Source organism: Streptomyces sp. NPDC015345 (genome assembly GCF_043078805.1).
GTDB lineage: Bacteria > Actinomycetota > Actinomycetes > Streptomycetales > Streptomycetaceae > Streptomyces.
Genome location: NZ_JBIBTX010000004.1, coordinates 75,256 through 95,246 on the forward strand (window position 1 = coordinate 75,256; position 19,991 = coordinate 95,246).

Genomic DNA, 19,991 nt, shown 5'->3' on the forward strand with positions numbered 1-19,991 from the left:
TGCACGGCTTGTGCCTCTCCCCGCAGAAAGTGCCGACACCCCTCCCCACCAGGGACGGAAGGGCTCCAGGCTGGATGTCCGCGAGCTCGACGCCGGTACGTACCGGTGACCGCACACATGCCAGATCACCTACGCCAAGACGCAGTACGCCGCAGTACGCCGCAGTACACCGAAGTACGCCGAGAACAAAGGGGCCTGATGAACCCGACGCCCGCACCCGCCGGTACCAAGGAGAGACACACCGCCGCGGAGACCTGTGCCCCCGATGGGTGGGGCGACCTGGACGGCTCCGGCCGCCCCACCCGACCGACGCACGATCACACCCTCGCTTTCCTCCGGGCGAGCACGTTCCGGGGAACGGGTCCGTCCGTCGTCCACGTCGCCGCCGGGCACGCCGACGGCCCGCAGCTGCTGCTGGGCCTCCACAACCGGGGCGAGGCGACACTCGTCCGCCGGGGGAGTCGTGGCGTGGTCTGCCGCGCCGGGGAGATCTTCGCCCACGACGGAGCGGAGCCCGTCGCCCTGCGCGAGTCGGCGGAGTACGAGCTGCATCTGATCCGGATCTCGCGCCGCGCCCTCACCCTGACCGACGACCAGGTACGCGAACTGAGCGACCGGGCGCCGTTCGCCGACGGCCCGGTGGCCTCCCTGCTCGGCACGCTGCTGAGGCAGCTGGTCGAGACCCTGCCCGGGCGCGCGCCACGGACGGCGCTCCGGCTGGCGGGCGCCGTCGCCGAGCTGGTCGACCTGCTGGGCGTCGAGGACGCGGACCCCGGGCCGCGGGGTCGCGACGCACTGGTGCGTCGGCTGCGCGCGTACGTCGACGCGCACCTCTGGGACCGGAACCTGACGCCCGCGGCCGTCGCCGAGGCCCAGCACATCTCGATCCGCTATCTCCACAAGCTCTTCGAGGGCCACGGCAGCACGGTCGGCCGCTGGATCCAGCACCGCCGCCTGGAGGAAGCGCGACGGGAGCTGGCCCGGCCGGGGCGCGCCGACATCACGGTCTCCGCGGTCGCCAGACGCTGGGGCTTCGCCAGCGCCACGCACTTCAGCCGCAGCTTCCGCGCGGCGTACGGGATGTCGCCCAGCGACTGGCGCGACGGCAGGACCAAGGCGTCGGTGGGGTCCGGCCACGGCGCGGGGTGACGGGGGCGGGCGCGGGGTCGGCGGGCAGCGGCGACCCGGTCGTGTTCGTGGCGGACGACTTCGCGCAGCTGCTCGCCGGTCGGCGGGGCGAGGTCCCGGGCCCGGTCTGCGCCGGCGAACGTCACCTCGACGATCTCCGCCACGGGCGTACCCCGCGCGGACAGCGTGCCGGACGCGCTCCGCCGGAGTGGAACCCGGACGGCGCGTCACCTCAGCGCAGCCCGGCAGAGCACAGCCCAAGGGCCACTCAGGCGGCGCTAGGGCCTGTCTGACAATTCCCGCCTGCCTCGCGACGCCATGCACGCACTCTCGCCGCACCGGGCGCAGAGCCAAGTACATCCAGTACGAGGCCCTACGCCCGGCACGCCGAGAGCACGCACCTGACGCCGCGAGGCCGCCCTCCGGGCGACGACGCGAATTGTCAGACAGGCCCTAGCCCCGATCCAGAACCTCATCGTCCGCGTGCGTGCCGAACTCGGCGACCCGCACCTCCGCGATCTGCTCGTACCGGCTGATCCGGTCGGTCCACTCGGCGTCGACACCGAACGCCGCCTGTGCGAAGCCCACCCGCCTGACGGCCTCGGCCAGGCCAGGATCACCAGGGGCCAGCAGCCGCACCGGCGCGTCGAGCGCCACGGTGTGCGGCGGCACGAAGTACTCGTCCGGCAGAACGGTGCGCGCATGGACGAGCGCGCCGACAGCGACAACCGAGCCCGCCCCCAGCCGTGCGCACTGCAGGACCGTCGCCGTGGTCGCCACATAGGCGCACCGGCCGACCTCGCATCCCAGCAGCGTGGCATGCGGCCCCACGAAGACGTGGTCGCCGACGAGCACCGGCTGGTCGCCGGCGACCGCAGACCCGCGCAGCACCGCGTTCTCGCAGATCACCGCCGCCTCCCCGACCTCGATCCGGGACCCCTCGGCATCGAGCACCGCGCCGTACATCACCCGTGCCCTCGGCCCCACGCGGACATCACCGACCAGCGTGGCCGTCGGGGCGACGTAGGCGGTGGGATGGACCTGCGGTTCATGCCCGCGATGCCGGATGCGGATTCCCCGCGTTTCAGCGATCATGAGCGGATCCTCGCCCGACCGACCGCGAGCATGCTGGCGGTTTTCAGACATCGCGTTCGTCGAGACCGAGACCCGTGCCATCCGGTACACCACCCGCGGCCCCCGCCGAACCGGCACCGGCACCCGCCCCCGACATGAGGACCAACCGACGCCACTGCTGAGGCGGATGGCCGTGGACGGCCTTGAAGGCGCGGCTGAAGTGTGCCGCGCTGCGGAAGCCCCAGCGGGCCGCCACCACGCCGAGGGACGGGCTGACCCGTCCGCGCCGCGACAGCTCGCGCGCGCACTGCTCGACCCGGCGGCGCTGGATCAGGCGGCTCACCGTGATGCCCTCGCCCTCGAAGACGCGGTGCAGATAGCGCACGGAGATGAAGTGCGCCGCGGCGATGCGCTCGGCCGAGAGCTCGGGCTCACCGAGGTGCCGGTCGATGTACTGGCGGATCGTCAGGACCAGCTGGCGGGGCCCGCTCAGCGCGGGGGACTCGGCCTCTTCGGAGAGTTCGTCGATCAGATCGGCCACCGCGTCGGTGACGACACCGCCGAGCCGCTCCGCGACGCCCGCGGGGAGCCGGGCGGCGGCCTCGTCCAAGTACCCGAGCAGCGGCGTCAGGAGTGCGTCGACGGCGGTCGGCGGGGTCAGGACACGGCCGGTGGCGCGCTTGAGCTCCGCCACCGGCACGTGCAGCGCGTGGACGGGCAGCCGGAAGAGGAGGATCCGGCACGGGCCCTCCTGCTCCACGGAGAACGCCCGGCCGAGGTCGATCAGCGCGAGGTCCCCGCTCTCCACGCAGGCGCGCCGGCCGTCCTGCGTGACCCGCACGGCACCGGCCCTCGGAACCAGCAGGGCGACCGACTCCGGGGTGTCCTGGGCGGCCGGGTCCGGGCGGCGCGTGAGGCCGAGCGGCCCGGCGGCGCAGGTGATCATGTCCACGTATCCGAAGTGGTGCAGCGTCACGGCGCCGCTCACCGGGGCTTCCTGGGCCCCGTACTCCTCGACGGGCGCCAGCCACAGCGACAGCGCGGCCGTCACGTCGGTGGACGCGCCGGTGCCCGGTGAGTTCGCCGTCCCGGATCGAGTGCTCACGTGGGTTCCCTTCAGCCGTCCCGGGTTCTGTGCTCGGTGCGAGGCGGGGGGAAGGACGGTTCGCCCCTTTCCCGAGTGTTTCGGGGGAACCGGGAGAGGCGTTAGGTCATATGACTGCACTTCACCGGACACGGGGCGTGAGGGCCGCGCCGCGCGGTGCGCACGGCTCGTGAACTGTGCACTCAGGGGCACGGCCATGTACGGGCCCACCGCTCGATCGCGCTCTTCGACCGCCTAGGGTGGGTGCCGCGTGCCGGCAGAGCCGCGTTCGGCACCGAGCGCCCGCTTGCCCGGCCGTGGGGCGCGCGGTGGCGCCTTCGAGCGGCCCCGTGTCCCGTCCTCGCGCAGGAGATCCCGTGGAAGAAGACGCCCCCGTCGTACGGGAGACGCCTGCCCTTGAGCGCCGCACGCGTGCCTTTCTGCGGGAGCACGCCTGGCCCGGCCCTCCGGGCGCCGATACCACCGATACCACCGATACCACCGATAACGCCGACAGCGCCGATGACGCTGACGACACCGCCGCCTCCCGGGCCCGCATGGCCGCCCTCTGGGACGGCGAGGGCTGCGACGACCCGGACGTCGAGGAGGAGTGGCTGGCCCTGCCCGGAAGCGACGGCCGGCGCATCCGGGTACGCATCCTGCGTCCCGCGGGCAGCGACGACACCCTGCCGGTGGTGCTGTACCTGCACGGGCTCGGCTGGATGCTGACCGACGCGTACGCGCACCGGCGCCTGGTGGCGGACCTCGTGCTGGGAGCGGACGCCGCCGTGGTCGTCCCGGAGTACGACGGTCCGCAGGACGCGCGGCACCCGGGCGCCGTGAACAGGGCGCACACCGTCGCCCAGTGGATCGCCCGGCACGGCGTGGACTGGCGGCTGGACGGGGCCCGGATGGCGGTGGTCGGCGCCAGCGCGGGCGCCCAGCACGCGGCCTCCCTCACGCTCATGGCGCGCGAGCGCGGCGGCCCGCGCCTGTGCCACCAGGTGCTGGTCTGCCCGGTGACCGACGCCGCCATGGACACGCCCTCCTACCGCGAGTTCGCCGAGGGCTACTTCCTGAGCCGCGCCACCATGCGGGGCTACTGGCAGCAGTACGCGCCGGACCCGGCGAGCCGGACCCAGGCCACGGTCTCGCCGCTGCGCGCCCCCGCCCACAGCCTCCGGGGCCTCCCGCCGGCCCTGGTCCTCACGGCCGAGGCCGACGTGGTGCGCGACGAGGGCGAGGCGTACGCGGCCCGGCTGAGGGAGGTGGACGTCCCCGTCGTGTCGGTCCGCTACCACGGGACGATCCACGGGTTCCTGCTGTTCGATCCGCTCCGCGGCACGGACGCGTCCAGGGCGGCACGCATCCAGGTGACGGACACCTTGTACGCCGCCCTGCACGCCGCCTGAGCGCGCCTGTCGCCTGAGGCCGCCCGCCGGTCACTCCTGCCGCGCGCGCCGCCACTCGCTCGGGGTCAGGCCGTACTCCGCCCGGAAGCGGCGGCTGAAGTGACTCGGGCTGCTGAAACCGCAGCGGGTGGCGACGGCGGCGACGGTGAGCCGGTCGTAGCGCGCGGCGGCGAGCATCTGCCGTGCCTTCGCGAGGCGCTCGGTGATGAGCCACTGCTCCAGGCTGATGCCCGCCCCGCTGAGCAGGAGGTAGAGCCTGCGCACGGAGATGGCGTGCGCCGCCGCGATCCGCTCGGGCGTCAGCTCGCGATCGCCGAGGTGGCGGCGTACGTACGTCTTGACCCGCGTCAGCAAGGTCTCGTCCATGACGGACCTGACGTCGGGGGCGTCCTCGGCGTGCGCGGCGGACAGGAGCAGCGCGCGCACGAGTTCGGTGGTGGCGGCCGCGAGCGCGGGCGCGCCGGGGTCGGCCTCCAGCCGGCCCGGATCGCGCCACACCCCGCGCAGATGGTTCAGGACCAGGTCGTACATCGGGCTGGCCCGCAGGCGTGAGGAGGCCTTCACCACCACGTCCGGCGGCACGCCGAGGCGGTTCGCGTCGAGCATCATGGCCTGGGAGGCTCCGTCCCCGGACCAGCCGTAGACGCGGGAGGACAGTTCGTGGAAGACGCAGATGTCGTCCGGGCCCAGGAGCCGCCGCAGGCCCCCGACTTCGGCGCGGTGCGTCCCCTCGGTCTGGAGCGACACGGAGACCACGGGGTTGCTCCTGTGATGACGTACATGCCGTTCCGTGCGCCGCACCTCGAACCCGGAATTGCGTGTGGCGAAGAGGTCGAGGCCGCCCACCCGCCACGCTTCCATGCGCGCGTGGATGCCCGTGGCGGGCTCCTCGTGGACGACGTCGTTGGGCACCGAGGAATCGGTCAGCGCGTGGTGGAACGCCTCCGGACGCTCACGCGGCCGCACCGCGTTCAGATCGAGCAGCAGCACAGAACCCCCCTATCACTGGCCCCGGAAGCATTCTGCCTCATCCGTGGCGGCGGCCGTCCCGCTCAACCGCCTGCCGACGAAGCGGGCCGAGGTTTCCTGCCGGCTCTCTCCGCCGCGAAAGTTCTCCGCGTATCGCTGTCGGAGGTCCGTATCCGGACCGCCCGCAAACTATGTGATCCGTGATTTCTGTTCAATGAATACGGCGTCGCGCGACAGGCGTTGCTCTAGGGTGGCGTTACCGGGTACTGACCAAGGGCTTCCCGTCCTCGGACAGTCCACCGGAAAGAGGTTGGGGGCCGGCGTGATGGCCGCCCCCCGGGTGACGGATCCGCCGGGCTAGACCGTACTGATCCACTGGGTCAGATCCAGGGCCAACTGGATCAGGGCGACCCGGAGCGACCAGAGTGTCCAGTCCGGCGGTTCATCGTTTCCGGGCACGTGCTCTCGTTTCCTCGGTGGCTGACCGAAGGGGTCCCCCCGGCCGCGGCGCGGAGGGCGACGAGAGCGGTGATGCGAGGAGCGACGTCGTCAAAGGGAACTCTAGGGTGCCGAAACCCAACTCACGTGCACTCACGCGAAATTGGCCCACGTCAAGCCATGGTCATATGCCACTGCCCTGAAGAACGGCCCCGCGCGGGGGCGGGCGGAAGCCGTAGCCGCAGTTCATCACCGCCCGGTCCGATTCCCGGAGTGGCCACGCTCCATGCACTTTGGCATGAGACCGCTGCCACGAGGCGGCCCTTGGCGGAGGCGTAGCGTTCGGGGGCCTCACTCCGGGTCCGGCAGGGCCAGATGCAGGGCCTCCAGCGCGCCGTCGAAGGCGTGGTCGGGCCGGGTGCCGTACCCGATGACGAGGCCGTCGCGGGGCGGCATGCCGCTGTCGGGGTGGCGGTAGGCGGCGAGGCCTTCGAGAGCGAGACCCTGACGGGAAGCCGCGCGTACCGCGGCCTGTTCGGTGCCCGGCGGCAGATCCAGGACGGCGTGCAGCCCGGCGGCGATGCCGCCGATCCCGATGTGGGGCGCCCGCGCCCCGAGCGTGGCGACGAGCCGGTCGCGCCGACGCCGGTAGTTCAGCCGCATGCGGCGCAGATGCCGGTCGTAGGCGCCGCAGGAGATGAAGTCGGCGAGGGTGAGCTGCTCCAGGGACCCCGTCCACAGTTCGCGGGCGCCCTTGACCGCGAGGATGTCGTCCACGAGGTGGTCGGGCACCGCCATCCAGCCGATGCGCAGCGCAGGCGACAGGCTCTTGCTCGTCGACCCGATGTAGACGACGCGGTCGGGATCGAGCCCCTGCACGGCGCCGACCGGCTGCCGGTCGTAGCGGAACTCGCCGTCGTAGTCGTCCTCGATCACAAGACCGCCGCCCGCCCGCGCCCAGTCGATCACCGCCGCCCTGCGCCCGGGATGCAGCGGCCCACCGGTGGGGAACTGGTGGGCGGGCGTGAGCAGCACGGCCTCCGCGCCCGTCGCGGGCAGTTCGTCGATCACGGCTCCCCGCGCGTCCACGGACAGCGGGACCGTGCGCCGCCCGGCCGCGGTCAGGAGCGAGCGATGGAAGGCCAGGCCGTACGACTCGACCGCCACCGCACCGTCGAGCACCTGGCCGAGCATGCGCAGCGCGTGGGCGAATCCGGCGCAGACGACGATCCGGTGCGGCGCGGTGCGTACGCCCCGGGCCCTGGCCAGATACTCCGTGAGCGCGGTACGCAGTTCGATGCGGCCCCGCGGATCGCCCACGCCGAACGCGTCGTTGGGCGCCGCGTTCAGCGCCCGCCGCGACGAGGTCTGCCAGGCCGTCCGGGGGAACGTGGCGGCGTCCGGTGAGGTCGGCATCATGTCGTACGCGGGGCGGCGGACCGGCGGCGCCGAGCGGCGCGAGCGGTCCGGCGGCAGCGGTGTGCTGCGCCGCGCGACGCGGGTGCCCGACCCCTGCCGGGCCACGAGCCAGCCCTCGGCGACGAGTTCGCCGTACGCCTCGCCGACGGTGTTGAGGGCGATGCCGAGATCCCGGGCCAGACTCCGGTACGGAGGCAGGCGGGTGCCGGGGGCCAGACGTCCGGAGCCGATTGCCTCGCGCAGGGCCCGCATCAGCCGTTCGCGCAGGGTGCCCTCTCCGGTCAGCTCCAGGTGGAAATCCGAGCCGGTCCCGTGTCCCGGTTGGTGTTCGTCGGCTGAATTGCCCCGTTGATTCGACATGAGAATGCACCATACCGGGGGGCTAATCCGCTCCTAGGGTTCTTCGTATGACAGCAGTTGAGATTCCCCAGCGCATGAACTTCGCCACCGTCGCCCCCAAGGTCTTCAAGGCCGTCCTCGCCCTGGACGCGGCCGCCCGCCAGGGCCTCGACCCGGTGCTGCTCGAACTCGTACAGATCCGCGCGTCCCAGATCAACCGGTGCGTGTACTGCATCGACTACCACACGAGTGACGCCCGCAGGGCGGGGGAGAGCGAGAGCCGCATCTACCAGCTCGACGGCTGGCAGGAGTCCAGCCTCTACACGGCCGAGGAGCGGGCCGCGCTCGCCCTGACCGAGGCGGTCACCCGGCTGCCCGGCGGAGTCCCGGACGCCGTGTACGACGAGGCCGCCCGGCACTTCGAGGAGCGGGAGCTGGCCCAGCTCATCGCCCTCATCTTCACGGTCAACGCCTGGAACCGGATGAACGTCACCACCCGCAAGACCCCCGGAACCGAGTGATCCCCCTTTAGCCGCGGTCGCCGATCACCGACATCAACCGCTCGTGCGTCGCCGCGTCCGCGGCGGCCACGAGTCCGCGGCTCCCCGGGCCGATCGGAGCGCCGTCCAGGCCGGTGACCACACACCCGGCGGCGCGGCACACGGCGATCCCCGCGGCGAAGTGGACGCTCCCCGTCAGGTCCGTGCCGTCGGTGACGTACGCGGCGCGCTTGCCGGCCGCCACCCAGGCCAGCGCCAGCGTCGTCGACACGACCCGAGGACGGAAGTCCGCGACGAACCGAGGGTGGGCGAGCAGGTCCACCGCGCGGAAACCGGGCGCGCTCGGGAACGGCGGATCCAGATTGACGTCCACCAGCCGCGTGGCGGACGACGGCGACAGCCGCGCCTCACCGCCCTCACGCCGCACCCACGCGCTTTCGCCGTCCGTGCAGTAGACCTCGCCGCCGAACGGGTCCGCCACCGCCCCAGCCCCGTCGCCCAGCGCCACGTTGACCGCCACCAGCATGCTGCCGACGGCGTAGTTGAGGGTGCCGCACAGCGGGTCCACCAGCCACTGGCGCACCGCTCCGCTCGCGCCCTGCCGCCCGCTCTCCTCGCCGAGCAGCGCGTCGTCCGGCCGCGCGGCAGCGATGACGCCGAGGATCGCCTTCTCCGCCGCCACGTCCGCGGCGGTGGCGAAGTCCCCGGCGCCCTTGTCGATCCGGTCGAGCCGTCGCCCGTACAGGTCGCGCACGACGTCCCCGCCCGCGAGGGCCGCGGCCATGGCCACTTCGGTGTCGTCGAGGCCCGCGTATGAGTTGATCACGGAGCGAAGGCTAGTGGGACGGAGCCCGACCCGCCGCGCTTTCCGGGCAGAGCGGTCGGCCCGCCGAGGGGTGAGACGCGGGTCACAGCCGGCCGTGTCACATCCCCTGTCGTCCGTTCCGTCAAAGGGGTGCAGCCATCGACAACGGCAGAGGAGCACACCATGGACGCACGCTTGAACTTCTTCGCCAGCCCGCTCGCGGGCAAGGCCCTGAAGCACCTCACCTCGGCGAACAAGGAGCTCATGGCCTCGGCGCTGCCCGCCGCGACGCAGGAGCTGGTGAAGATCCGCGCCAGCCAGATCAACGGCTGTGGCTTCTGCCTCGACATGCACACCAAGGAGGCGGCCGCCGCGGGGGAGAGCTCGCTGCGCCTCAACATGATCGCGGCCTGGCGGGAGGCCAAGGTCTTCACCGATGCCGAGCGCGCCGCGCTTGAGCTGGCGGAGCAGGGCACCCGCATCGCCGACGCGGCCGGTGGCGTCTCGGACGAGGCCTGGGCGAACGCCGCCAAGCACTACGACGAGGAGCAGCTGACCGCGCTGGTCTCCCTGATCGCCCTCATCAACGCCTTCAACCGGCTGAACGTCATGGTCCAGCAGCCCGCCGGCGACTACCAGGTCGGCCAGTTCGGATAAGCCGGACCCGCACCGCAAAGCCCCAGGTCCCAGGCGTACTTGCCGGGCCTGGGGCTTCTGTGCGCACGGACGGGAACGCACGGATCAGGAATGGAGAAGCGGGGCCCACGCGCCGCCGCTAGCGTGATCCCCATGGACAACGACGACGCGCCCGCCCCCGGCGGCAGGGCCCTCGCGCCGCTCAAGGAGCCGGAGCCGGTGACCGGCGGATCGCGCTCCCGCGCCGAGCGCCGCCGCGACACCGGGCACCGGCTCGCCCACGACGTCGACGCGTGGGTGACCGGCGCCTCGGCGGACGGCGTGCCCCACCTCGTCCCGCTCTCCTTCGACTGGGACGGCGAAGCGATGTGGCCGGCCACGCCGGCGGACGGCCCGGCCGGCCGCGCCGCGTCCAGGCCTGGCGCGAGGTCGACGACCGGCCGCGACCTGATGCGCGGCGGCCGCTGGGCGGCGTGACGCAGGCCCCATCGAGCCGGACGACGCCGACGGAGGCCGCGCAGGCGGCCCTGCCCCACCAATGGAGAACATGATGACGAGCAAGGCCACCACGACGACGCCCGCGCAGTCGCCCGCGCCGCATGCCGCCGACAGCCACGATCTGATCCGGGTGCACGGCGCGCGGGAGAACAACCTCAAGGACATCAGCATCGAGATCCCGAAGCGCCGCCTCACGGTGTTCACCGGTGTCTCCGGCTCGGGCAAGAGCTCGCTGGTGTTCAACACGATCGCCGCGGAGTCGCAGCGGATGATCAATGAGACCTACAGCGCCTTCGTGCAGGGCTTCATGCCGACGCCCGCGCGGCCCGACGTCGACGTGCTCGACGGGCTGACCACCGTGATCACCGTCGACCAGCAGCGCATGGGAGCCGACCCCCGCTCCACGGTCGGCACCGCCACCGACGCCAACGCCATGCTGCGCATCCTCTTCAGCCGCCTGGGCAAGCCGTACATCGGCTCGTCGGCGGCGTTCTCCTTCAACGTCGCCTCGGTCCAGGCGTCCGGCGCGTTCAAGGTCGATCGGGGGGCCGACAAGACCAGGACCGTCAAGCGGACCTTCACCCGCACCGGCGGCATGTGCACGAGATGCGAGGGCCGGGGCACGGTCTCCGACATCGACCTCACCCAGCTCTACGACGACACCAAGTCCCTCGCCGAGGGCGCCTTCACCATCCCCGGCTGGAAGTCGGACAGTTTCTGGACCGTGCGGGTCTACGCCGAGTCGGGCCTGCTCGACCCCGACAAGCCGATCCGCAAGTACACCAAGCGCGAGATGCAGGACTTCCTCTACCGGGAGCCGACGAAGGTGAAGGTGGAGGGCGTCAACCTCACGTACGAGGGGCTGATCCCCAAGATCCAGAAGTCCTTCCTGTCCAAGGACAAGGAGGCGATGCAGCCGCACATCAGGGCCTTCGTGGAGCGGGCGGTCACCTTCACGACCTGCCCCGAATGCGACGGCACCCGGCTCAGCGAGGCGGCCCGCTCCTCGAAGATCAAGAAGATCTCCATCGCCGACGCCTGCGCGATGGAGATCAGGGACCTGGCCGAGTGGGTACGCGGCCTCGACGACCCCTCGGTGGCGCCGCTGTTGACCGCCCTGCGGCAGACGCTCGACTCGTTCGTGGAGATCGGCCTCGGCTACCTCGCCCTCGACCGGCCGGCGGGCACCCTGTCCGGCGGTGAGGCGCAGCGCGTCAAGATGATCCGTCACCTCGGCTCCTCCCTCACCGACGTCACATACGTCTTCGACGAGCCCACCGTCGGCCTGCACCCCCACGACATCCAGCGCATGAACAACCTGCTGCTGCGTCTGCGGGACAAGGGCAACACGGTCCTCGTCGTGGAGCACAAGCCGGAGACGATCGCGATCGCCGACCACGTCGTGGACCTCGGCCCCGGCGCCGGCACGGCGGGCGGCACCGTCTGCTTCGAGGGCACCGTCGAGGGCCTGCGGACCGGCGGCACCATCACCGGCCGCCACTTCGACGACCGGGCCGCCCTCAAGGAGACGGTGCGCGAGCCCACCGGCGCGCTGGAGATCCGCGGCGCGTCGGCGAACAACCTCCGTGACGTCGACGTCGACATCCCGCTCGGTGTGCTGACCGTGGTCACCGGCGTCGCGGGCTCCGGCAAGAGTTCGCTCGTGCACGGCTCGCTGGTGAAGAGCCCCGTGGCCGCCGACGAGGGTGTGGTGGCCATCGACCAGAGCCCGATCCGCGGCTCCCGGCGCAGCAACCCGGCGACGTACACCGGACTGCTCGACCCGATCCGCAAGGCGTTCGCGAAGGCCAACGGCGTCAAGCCGGCGCTTTTCAGCGCCAATTCGGAGGGTGCCTGCCCCAACTGCAACGGCGCCGGGGTGATCTACACCGACCTGGCGATGATGGCGGGCATCGCGACCCCCTGCGAGGAGTGCGAGGGCAAGCGGTTCGAGGCGTCGGTCCTGGAGTACCGCCTCGGCGGGCGCGACATCAGCGAGGTGCTCGCGATGTCGGTGGCCGAGGCGGCGGAGTTCTTCGGCGCGGGCGAGGCGCGCACCCCGGCCGCGCACAGGATCCTGGAGCGGCTCGCCGACGTCGGCCTCGGCTACCTCACGCTCGGCCAGCCGCTCACCACCCTGTCCGGCGGCGAGCGGCAGCGGCTCAAGCTGGCGACCCACATGGCGGAGAAGGGGGGCGTGTACGTCCTCGACGAGCCGACCACCGGCCTGCACCTCGCCGATGTCGAGCAGCTGCTGAGCCTCCTCGACCGGCTCGTCGACTCCGGCAAGTCGGTCATCGTGGTGGAACACCACCAGGCGGTCATGGCGCACGCCGACTGGATCATCGACCTCGGTCCCGGCGCCGGTCACGACGGCGGCCGGATCGTCTTCGAGGGCACCCCCGCCGAGCTCGTGGCCACCCGGCCGACCCTCACCGGCGAGCACCTCGCGAAGTACGTCGGCGCCTGAGGGGCCCCGCTCCCCGCCCCCGCGGCCGGGCTCGATTAACGATCAGGACCCCGCCTTGGGCAGGATGGGCCCATGACCGAGATCCGCACGCCCCGCCTCCTCCTCCGCCGCTGGCACGACGACGACCTCGCGCCGATGGCGGACATCAACGCGGACCCGCGGGTCATGCACTGGGTGGACGACGGCCGGGTCCGCGACCTGGAGCAGACGGCGCGGGACATCGAGCGGTGGGAGGAGGAGTGGGACGACGAGGGCTACGGCCTCTTCGCCGTCGAACTCCTGGCCTCGGGCGAGCTGGCCGGCTTCACCGGCCTGTTCGTCCCGGAGTTCCTGCCGGAGGCGGCGGCCGACGCGGCCATCGCCTGGCGGCTCGGCGCACAGTTCTGGGGCCAGGGATACGCCTCCGAAGCCGCCCAGGCCACGCTGGAGTTCGCGCTCCAGGACCGTGGAATCGACCGGGTCGTCGCCATCCACCGGGCGGGCGACGACGCCTCCGAGAACGTCGTGCGCAAGCTCGGCATGCACTTGGAACGCGAGACGGAGCACCCGGTGTACGGCCACCCGCTGTTCGTCCACGCCATCGACCTCACCGAGTACCAGGCGTGAGGACCGGCGCGGTGTGACCGCCTCCGCGCGCTGAAGCTGAGACTAAAGCTGAGGCTGAGGCTGAGGCTAGGGCTGGAGCAGGTGCGCGTTGGGCGCCTTCGCCGCGTCGGCGTACTCCGGCAGTTCGAGTACGGTGACGCCCGCGCCCTCCAGGAATCGGGTGCCGTGCGCCTCGGGGGCGGCAACATCGGGCTCGCGCCAGGCGGTGACCAGCCGCCGCGCCCCGGATTCGCTGATCAGCCGGGCGCAGGCGCGAGGCCGCGAGTCCCGCTTCGCGCACGGCGCCAGAGAGCTGTACACCGTCGCTCCCACCAGCCGCGGATCGGCGGCGTCGATCTTGGCGAAGGCGCCTTCCTCGGCATGGTCGTCCGGGTTCCTCTCGCGGGAGTGGGCGCGGGCCAGTTCGGTGCCGTCGTCGGCGACGACGACCGCGCCCACGCTGAGCGCGGTGGCGGAGGGCGGGCACTGCGCGGCGAGCCGGCAGGCGATGGCCAGCCAGGCCCGGTCGGCGACGGTGGGCTGGTCGCCGGGGCCGGGCAGGCCGCAGGCGGTGGGGTCGTGGTCGTTCATACGGTGCTTGCCTCCTTGGTGGCGTACCGGAGGAGTACCACGAAGCGCCGCGGTTAGCGCCGCGCGGAGGCCTAGGCCGGGGCCGGGTCGGCGGGAGCCAGGCGGTCGGCCAGATACCGCTGGAACTGCCACAGGGGCCGCTCCAGATGCGAGAAGCGCCCGCCCGAGGGCGCGGGGTCGGTGGCCAGGCCCCGCTGCACGCCCCGCACCGCCACCAGGTCCTCGTTCTGGATCACCTCGAACTGCCGCCGGGACGCCTCGACGTACGCGCCGAAGTCCGGGTCCCGCTCGGCCTGCGCCGGGACGAGCACCGTCACGAGCGCGTCGTGCGTGGCCGGGCCCGTGGGCACCCAGCGCACGAAGGTGACGCTGTCGGGCAGCAGGGCCATCACCACGTTCGGGAAGAAGCCCGCGACCGTCATGCCGGACAGCTGCCGCTCACCGAGGCCCGGGATCAGGGTCCCGACCCTCGGAGCGTCCCCTTCCGCCAGACCCGGCGCGTCGAGGGCGAACGGCGTGTACATGCTGAACCAGCGCCCCTCGCTCTCGTCGACGACCGTGTCCTTGCCAGGCACGAGGGTGTCGAGGGTGGAGGCGTGCGTCCCCATGTGGTGGTAGTTCTCCGAGCCGTTCTCGAACGCGACCTTCCAGTTCGCGGGCACGCCCTCCCACCGGTCCGTGTAAGCGACGACGAGGTCCGCGAGGCCGTACGGCGCGAGCCGGTCGGCCAGCTCCGCCAGCTGCGGGGCGAGCGGCGGTACGGCCGGGTCGGCGCAGACCATGAGCAGTCCGTTCCACTCCTCCAGGCGGTACCGGGGCAGCCGACATGCCGCGCGGTCGAAGTCGACCTTGTTCATCATCGGTGCGCCGGCCAACTGTCCCGCGTACTCCCCGTTCAGCCGGTAGGTCCAGGTGTGGTACGGACACATGAGGCGCTCCAGGGACCCCTGTTCCGGGGTCGTCTCGGGCGGCAGGATGTCCATGAAGCGGTGCCTGCACACCCGGGAGAGCGCGTGCAGGCCGCCCTCCTCGTCGCGGGTGACGACCAGTGGCTCACCTGCCGCGTCGGTGCGCAGGTAGTCACCGGGCGCGGCGACCTGGGAGACGTGGCCGACGCACAGCCAGTCGCCGCGGAAGACGCGGTCGTGTTCGAGCCGGTGGAAGCTCTCGTCGGTGTAGGCGCGGGCGGGCAGGGTCTCGCCGCGTTCCAGGGGCAGCGCGGCGATGCGGGCCAGCTCGTCGAGGAGGGGCCGAAGCCCGTCGTGCCGGGGGTGAGGTCCGTCGGATACGTCGTGCAGCATGGTGCCACCGCCCTTGTCCGGGATCTGATCTCCTCCTTCCATGCTGGGTCGCCACCGTGGGTGGCGAATCGCCGCCGAGGACGACATTCCGGTACATCCTTCGGATTACTGGTGCATCCGTACGGTTACTGGCACATCGGCTGCGACTCGCGCGCCGGGGGCCGGTGGCCGGGTGAGCACGTGTCCAGGTCCACGATCAGGTCGGCGGCGCCGAGGCCCGTTCGTTCGTGGGTGACCAGGAGCGTGGTGCGGCCCCGCGTGGCGTCGAGGATGTCGGCGAGCACGGCGGCGGCGGTGTCCGGGTCCAGCCCCTCGGTGGGTTCGTCCAGGACGAGGATGGGCGGGTCGGCGAGCAGTGCGCGGGCCAGCAGCAGACGGCTGCGCTGGCCGCCCGACATCGCGGCGCCGTCCCCGCCGAGGAGGGTCTCCCAGCGGTCGGGCAGCGACTCGACCCAGTCCAGGAGCCGCGCCCTGCGGGCCGCCTCGCGCAGGTCGTCGTCCGTGGCGCCGGGGCGGGCCAGGAGGAGGTTGGCGCGGATCGTGGCATGGAAGACGTGCGCGTCCTGGGCCATGCCGGTGATCGCGCGCCGGGCTTCGGCGCCCGTGAGGTCACGCAGCTCCCGCCCGCCCACGCGGATGCTCCCGGACGCGTACGGTACGAACCGCATCAACGCCGCGATCAGCGTCGACTTGCCCGAGCCGCTGGCGCCGAGGAGCACGACCCGGCGGCCGGGCGGCAGCCGCAGGCTCACCCCGTCCAGGGCGAGTGGGCCGTCGGGGCGGTGGCGCACCCGCAGGTCGGTGATGTCGACGCCGAGCGGCTCGTCGACGGGGAGCGGGTCGGCGGAGGGCGGTTCGGTGACCGGGGGAGGCGTGTCGAAGAGGTCGGCCAGCCTGCGCGCGGAAGCCCGTACGTCCGCCAGGCGCCGGGCGGCGGCGGGCAGCGGCCCCAGGGCCTCGAAGGAGACCAGCGCGAGCACCGCGAGGACGGTCAGATGTACGGCGGCCAGATCACCGGCCGCGTGCGCGCGGAGCGCCAGCCAGGCCACGCCGGCCGTCGCCCCGCCTTGCAGCAGCATCACCACGGCCGAGGCGAGCGAGGTGGTCAGTGCCCCCTGGCGCTCCAGGGCGGCGATCCGGGCAGCGGCGCGCCGGGCCCGCCCGTCGGCGCGGCCCCGGGCCCCGTACGCGGCGAGGTCCGCGGCTCCTTGCGTCAAGTCCACGGTGAGGGCGGCCAGTTCACCCTGCGCCGCCTTCTGGGCGCGGCCCGCACGACGGGATAGCGCGAGCACGAGGGCGGGGACGCAGAGCCCCGCCACGGCCAGGAGCAGCCCGAGCAGGAAGCCCGCCTGGGGCAGCAGCGCCATGGCCGTCCCGGTGGCGGCGACGGCCACCGCGCAGGCGGCCACGGCCGGGAACAGCACCCGCAGCAGCAGATCCTGCGCGGCGTCCACGTCGTCGACCAGGCGGGTCAGCAGGTCGCCGCCCCGGAAGGCGGGCGTGCCCGCGGGGGCGAGCGGCACCAGTGCCTCGTACACCCGGGTACGGAAGCCCGCGACGGCCCGCAGCACGCCGTCGTGCCCGAGGAGCCGGTCGGCGTAGCGCAGGGCTCCCCGCCCCAGGGCCAGCGCGCGTACGGCGACGATCGCGAGGCTCACGGACGCGATCGGCGGCTGCTCCGCGGCCCGGGTGATCAGCCAGGCGGCGGTAACCATCAGCGCGGCCGCGGCAAGCTCACTCCCGGCCGAGGCGACCGCGGCGGGCAACAACCGCCGCCAGTGCGGCAGGAGGTGCCGCAGGAGGCGGAGGGTGGGGCGGGAAGGGGGTGCGGGGGTGGTGGCCTTGATGCGGGGGGTCATGGGGCCACCGGTCTTTCTGAGTGTGGGGGCTGAGGGGTGGGTGCGGTCGGCGTCGGCCAGGTGCGGCGTACTCGGCTGACGCACGGCACCCCGCCCCGTCACGACGCCACCAGGCCAGGCCGGGGGACGGTCAGGCTTCCCGCGCGTACCGTCACGATCCTGTCGGCATGCGGCAGCAGGCTCGTGCGGTGCGCGACCACGAGCGAGGTGCGGCCACGCATGAGGCGGACCGTGGCGCGTGTGACGGCGGCCTCGCTCTCGGGGTCGAGGTGGGCGGTCGGTTCGTCGAGGAGGAGGACCGGCGCGTCCTTCAGGAACGCGCGGGCCAGCGCGACGCGTTGGCGCTGCCCGGCGGAGAGCCCCGCGCCGTGCTCGCCGAGCACCGTGTCGTACGCCCGCGGCAACTCCTCGACGAAGAGATCGGCCGAGGCCGCCCGCGCCGCCTCCCGCACCTCCGCGTCGCTCGCGTCGGGCCGCCCGAGGCGGATGTTGTCCGCGACGGACGCCGCGAACAGGTGGGGACGCTGCGGCACCCACGCCACCTGCGTACGCCACGCGTCGAGGTCGAGGTCCCCGAGGTCGATGCCGCCCACCTCGACCCGGCCGGAGCGGGGGGCCACGAAGCCGAGGAGCAGCGCCAGCAGCGTGGACTTGCCGGCCCCGCTCGGGCCGACCAGCGCCACATGCTCACCGGGGCGGACGTCGAGGGATACCCGCCGCAGGGCGGGCGCGGCCCTGCCGGGGTACTGGACGGTGACCGCGTCGAGGCGCAGGTGCGCCATGCGCGCCGCGGGCACCGACGTCGGGGCGGCCGCACGCGGAGCGGGCCCGTCCTCCTCGTCGAGGAGCGCGAAGACCCGCTCGGCCACCGAAATGCCCTCGGCGCTGTCATGGAAGGCGGCGCCCGCCGCGCGCAGCGGCAAGTACGCCTCCGGGGCGAGGAACAGCACGGTCAGCGCCGTCCGCAGGTCCAACTCGCCGCCCAGCAGACGCAGTCCGACCGGTACGGCCACCAGCGCCACGGAGAGCGTGGCGACCGTCTCCAGGACGAAGGAGGAGAGGAACGCCACGCGCAGCGTCCGCATCGTGGCCCGCCGGTGCGCGTCCGCCATCTCGCCCACCACCCGGCTCTGGTGCCCCTCGCGCCCGAAGGCGCGCAGCGTCGGCAGCCCGGCCACCACGTCCAGGAAGTGACCGCCGAGACGCGCGAGCAGCGACCACTGCCGCGCCGTGCGCCGGGCGGTGTGCATGCCGACCAGCGCGCCGAACACCGGGATCAGCGGCAGCGTCACGACGACGATCAGCGCCGAGGTCCAGTCGGTCCACGCCAGCCAGGCCACGACCGTCACGGGCACCACCGCGGTGGCCGCCATCGTGGGCAGGTAGCCGACGACGTACGGGTCCAGGGCGTCGAGGCCACGTGTGAGCAGCGTGGCCGTCTCACCGTGACGGCGGGCCACCAGCCGCAGCGGCCCGGTGCGCCGCAACCGCCCGGTGATCCGTTCCCGCAGGGCCCGCTTGGCGTCGGCCGCGGCGCGCTGTGCGAGTGCGCCGCGGACCCACGTCAGCAGCGCGCGCAGCGCCATGACGCAGCCCAGCGCGGCCAGCGGCGCGGTCGGGACGCCCCGGCCCGCGAACCCGTCCGCGAGGAGCCCGGCGAGCAGCACCGCCTGGGCGACCACGAGCCCGGCGCCGAGCAGCGCCAGTGTCGCGGAACACGTCATGTGGCGGCGCAACGCGGGGAGTTCGCGCAGCAGGCGGCGTTCGGCCGGCTTCATGGCGGTGCCTTTCGTCGATCGGGCGGCTTCGGAAGGAGAACCGCTGGTTGCCGCAGTACTCGTGCCGCTTCAGAAGTAGCTGGGATGCCGGCGGCCCGTCCGCCCCCGGAAGACCCACCAGCTCCACGCCTGGTAGGCGAGGATCACCGGGATCAGGACGACGCCGAAAGCGGAGAGGATCTGCAACGTGGCGCCGTCCGTGACCGCCTGCTGGATGGTCATCCCGCCCCCGGCCGCGTCGATCAGGACGTACGGGTAATGGCCGGTCCCCACCAGCAGCACCGGCAGCGCGGTCGCGCAGGAAGTGGCCGCGAACGCCCGGACGCGGTGTCCGCGGGTGAGGGACCACCAGGCACCGGCCAGCGCCGCCGCGAACAGGACGGCGAGTACCGCCGAGGTCACGCGGTTGTTCATCGAGGCGCCCGCGCCGAAGAGCGTGAGCAGCAGGGGGAGGCAGACCACGGCTCCGGTCGCCCGCAGCAGGAGCGCCCCCGACCGCGCTGCCCTGAGGGACACTTCGGGTCCCGAGCGCAGGGCGACGAAGGCCGCGCCGTGCGCCGCGAAGAGCAGTGCGGTGGTCAGGCCGCAGCCCAGCACGAAGGGCGTGAGCACATCACCGGCCCCGATGTGGAAGCTGCCGTCGGCGCGGCGGGGGACGCCGTGGAGCAGCAGCCCGAGGACGAGCCCCCAGCACACGGCGGGCAGCGCGCCGCCGAACACGATCAGGGCGTCCCACCGCCGGCGGCCGCCGGCACCGCGGGCGCGGCCGCGCAGCTGGACCGCGGCGTTGCCGAGGACCAGGCCGGCGAGGATCGCCACGATCAGCGGATACAGGCCGGACAGGAGGGTGCCCTCCAGATGCGGAAAGGCACCGAAGAGGACGCCGGTGAAGGCGACCAGCCAGACCTCGTTGCCGAGGAAGAACGGCGCGATGGCGTCGAGCGCGGCGTTCCCGCTGGTGTGCTTCTGCCTCTGGCCGTCGCGGCCGAGGAAGGGGTGGAGCATCTGCGCGCCGTAGTCATAGCCGCCGAGCACGAAGTACCCGGCGAGCAGCAGGCCGAGGAGGGCCAGCCAGAGGGTCTCCAGATTCATCTCGCTCAACTTT

17 protein-coding genes are annotated in these 19,991 nt (G+C 72.9%); 7 read left to right on the forward strand and 10 right to left on the reverse strand.

The window, feature by feature from the left end; all coding sequences use genetic code 11:
* The first annotated feature begins 198 nt into the window (after positions 1-198).
* Entirely contained in the window at positions 199-1,149 is a 951-nt protein-coding gene (locus ACF062_RS17550; RefSeq protein ID WP_392139039.1) for a helix-turn-helix domain-containing protein, read from the forward strand.
* Positions 1,150-1,581: 432 nt separating this feature from the next.
* Here the strand turns inward: ACF062_RS17550 and ACF062_RS17555 are convergent, their stop codons facing one another.
* Both ACF062_RS17555 and ACF062_RS17560 read right to left on the reverse strand, forming a co-directional pair.
* The gene (locus ACF062_RS17555) at positions 1,582-2,223 is read right to left on the reverse strand and encodes a gamma carbonic anhydrase family protein (RefSeq protein ID WP_392139041.1); all 642 of its coding nucleotides are present in this window, start codon (positions 2,221-2,223) and stop codon (positions 1,582-1,584) included.
* Between the two features lie 43 nt (positions 2,224-2,266).
* Positions 2,267-3,307 (reverse strand): helix-turn-helix domain-containing protein, encoded by a 1,041-nt coding sequence (locus ACF062_RS17560; protein ID WP_392139043.1) that lies wholly within the window; start codon positions 3,305-3,307, stop codon positions 2,267-2,269.
* Positions 3,308-3,663: 356 nt separating this feature from the next.
* Here ACF062_RS17560 and ACF062_RS17565 point away from each other — a divergent pair, with 356 nt between their 5' ends.
* Positions 3,664-4,698 (forward strand): alpha/beta hydrolase, encoded by a 1,035-nt coding sequence (locus ACF062_RS17565; RefSeq protein WP_392139044.1) that lies wholly within the window; start codon positions 3,664-3,666, stop codon positions 4,696-4,698.
* 30 nt (positions 4,699-4,728) lie between these two features.
* On the opposite strand, the gene ACF062_RS17570 is transcribed toward ACF062_RS17565, so the two are convergent.
* Positions 4,729-5,688, reverse strand: a complete 960-nt coding sequence (locus ACF062_RS17570; RefSeq protein WP_392139045.1) for an AraC family transcriptional regulator — start codon at positions 5,686-5,688, stop codon at positions 4,729-4,731.
* 768 nt (positions 5,689-6,456) lie between these two features.
* The gene (locus ACF062_RS17575) at positions 6,457-7,884 is read right to left on the reverse strand and encodes a PLP-dependent aminotransferase family protein (protein ID WP_392139046.1); all 1,428 of its coding nucleotides are present in this window, start codon (positions 7,882-7,884) and stop codon (positions 6,457-6,459) included.
* A gap of 74 nt (positions 7,885-7,958) precedes the next feature.
* Here ACF062_RS17575 and ACF062_RS17580 point away from each other — a divergent pair, with 74 nt between their 5' ends.
* Positions 7,959-8,384, forward strand: coding sequence for a carboxymuconolactone decarboxylase family protein (locus ACF062_RS17580; RefSeq protein ID WP_392140224.1), 426 nt, complete (start codon positions 7,959-7,961; stop codon positions 8,382-8,384).
* A 7-nt stretch (positions 8,385-8,391) separates the two neighbouring features.
* Here ACF062_RS17580 and ACF062_RS17585 read toward each other — a convergent pair whose 3' ends face one another.
* Positions 8,392-9,189 carry an inositol monophosphatase family protein gene (locus ACF062_RS17585; protein ID WP_392139048.1) on the reverse strand — a complete coding sequence of 266 codons (798 nt, stop codon included), beginning with the start codon at positions 9,187-9,189 and terminating at the stop codon, positions 8,392-8,394.
* Positions 9,190-9,351: 162 nt separating this feature from the next.
* On the opposite strand from ACF062_RS17585, the gene ACF062_RS17590 reads away from it, so the two are divergent.
* The 4 genes from ACF062_RS17590 to ACF062_RS17605 all read left to right on the forward strand — a co-directional run bounded on the left by ACF062_RS17590 (position 9,352) and on the right by ACF062_RS17605 (position 13,378).
* Positions 9,352-9,825 carry a carboxymuconolactone decarboxylase family protein gene (locus ACF062_RS17590; RefSeq protein ID WP_392139050.1) on the forward strand — a complete coding sequence of 158 codons (474 nt, stop codon included), beginning with the start codon at positions 9,352-9,354 and terminating at the stop codon, positions 9,823-9,825.
* A gap of 132 nt (positions 9,826-9,957) precedes the next feature.
* Complete coding sequence (locus tag ACF062_RS17595) at positions 9,958-10,281, forward strand: hypothetical protein (protein ID WP_392139052.1); 324 nt, start codon at positions 9,958-9,960, stop codon at positions 10,279-10,281.
* A gap of 73 nt (positions 10,282-10,354) precedes the next feature.
* On the forward strand, positions 10,355-12,772 hold the full coding sequence (locus ACF062_RS17600) for an ATP-binding cassette domain-containing protein (protein WP_392140226.1): 2,418 nt from the start codon (positions 10,355-10,357) through the stop codon (positions 12,770-12,772).
* Between the two features lie 72 nt (positions 12,773-12,844).
* Complete coding sequence (locus tag ACF062_RS17605) at positions 12,845-13,378, forward strand: GNAT family N-acetyltransferase (RefSeq protein ID WP_356579555.1); 534 nt, start codon at positions 12,845-12,847, stop codon at positions 13,376-13,378.
* Positions 13,379-13,444: 66 nt separating this feature from the next.
* Here ACF062_RS17605 and ACF062_RS17610 read toward each other — a convergent pair whose 3' ends face one another.
* The 5 genes from ACF062_RS17610 to cydB all read right to left on the reverse strand — a co-directional run bounded on the left by ACF062_RS17610 (position 13,445) and on the right by cydB (position 19,978).
* On the reverse strand, positions 13,445-13,948 hold the full coding sequence (locus ACF062_RS17610; protein ID WP_392139054.1) for a hypothetical protein: 504 nt from the start codon (positions 13,946-13,948) through the stop codon (positions 13,445-13,447).
* Between the two features lie 71 nt (positions 13,949-14,019).
* A complete protein-coding gene (locus tag ACF062_RS17615) occupies positions 14,020-15,291 on the reverse strand; it encodes an aromatic ring-hydroxylating dioxygenase subunit alpha (RefSeq protein ID WP_392139056.1) in 1,272 nt (423 codons plus the stop codon).
* 83 nt (positions 15,292-15,374) lie between these two features.
* Positions 15,375-17,108, reverse strand: coding sequence for a thiol reductant ABC exporter subunit CydC (cydC, locus tag ACF062_RS17620; RefSeq protein ID WP_392139058.1), 1,734 nt, complete (start codon positions 17,106-17,108; stop codon positions 15,375-15,377).
* 98 nt (positions 17,109-17,206) lie between these two features.
* On the reverse strand, positions 17,207-18,886 hold the full coding sequence (gene cydD, locus ACF062_RS17625) for a thiol reductant ABC exporter subunit CydD (RefSeq protein ID WP_392139060.1): 1,680 nt from the start codon (positions 18,884-18,886) through the stop codon (positions 17,207-17,209).
* 69 nt (positions 18,887-18,955) lie between these two features.
* Positions 18,956-19,978, reverse strand: a complete 1,023-nt coding sequence (gene cydB, locus ACF062_RS17630; protein ID WP_392139062.1) for a cytochrome d ubiquinol oxidase subunit II — start codon at positions 19,976-19,978, stop codon at positions 18,956-18,958.
* Positions 19,979-19,991 lie beyond the last annotated feature (13 nt).

Bases quoted from the DNA above. Each gene is read 5' to 3' on its own strand.
- ACF062_RS17600 (WP_392140226.1), top strand. From the start codon at position 10,355: ATGACGAGCAAGGCCACCACGACGACGCCCGCGCAGTCGCCCGCGCCG.
- ACF062_RS17590 (WP_392139050.1), top strand. From the start codon at position 9,352: ATGGACGCACGCTTGAACTTCTTCGCCAGCCCGCTCGCGGGCAAGGCC.
- ACF062_RS17580 (WP_392140224.1), top strand. From the start codon at position 7,959: ATGAACTTCGCCACCGTCGCCCCCAAGGTCTTCAAGGCCGTCCTCGCC.
- ACF062_RS17595 (WP_392139052.1), top strand. From the start codon at position 9,958: ATGGACAACGACGACGCGCCCGCCCCCGGCGGCAGGGCCCTCGCGCCG.
- ACF062_RS17555 (WP_392139041.1), bottom strand. From the start codon at position 2,223: ATGATCGCTGAAACGCGGGGAATCCGCATCCGGCATCGCGGGCATGAA.
- ACF062_RS17610 (WP_392139054.1), bottom strand. From the start codon at position 13,948: ATGAACGACCACGACCCCACCGCCTGCGGCCTGCCCGGCCCCGGCGAC.
- ACF062_RS17550 (WP_392139039.1), top strand. From the start codon at position 199: ATGAACCCGACGCCCGCACCCGCCGGTACCAAGGAGAGACACACCGCC.
- cydD (WP_392139060.1), bottom strand. From the start codon at position 18,886: ATGAAGCCGGCCGAACGCCGCCTGCTGCGCGAACTCCCCGCGTTGCGC.
- ACF062_RS17575 (WP_392139046.1), bottom strand. From the start codon at position 7,884: ATGTCGAATCAACGGGGCAATTCAGCCGACGAACACCAACCGGGACAC.
- ACF062_RS17605 (WP_356579555.1), top strand. From the start codon at position 12,845: ATGACCGAGATCCGCACGCCCCGCCTCCTCCTCCGCCGCTGGCACGAC.
- cydB (WP_392139062.1), bottom strand. From the start codon at position 19,978: ATGAATCTGGAGACCCTCTGGCTGGCCCTCCTCGGCCTGCTGCTCGCC.
- cydC (WP_392139058.1), bottom strand. From the start codon at position 17,108: ATGACCCCCCGCATCAAGGCCACCACCCCCGCACCCCCTTCCCGCCCC.
- ACF062_RS17615 (WP_392139056.1), bottom strand. From the start codon at position 15,291: ATGGAAGGAGGAGATCAGATCCCGGACAAGGGCGGTGGCACCATGCTG.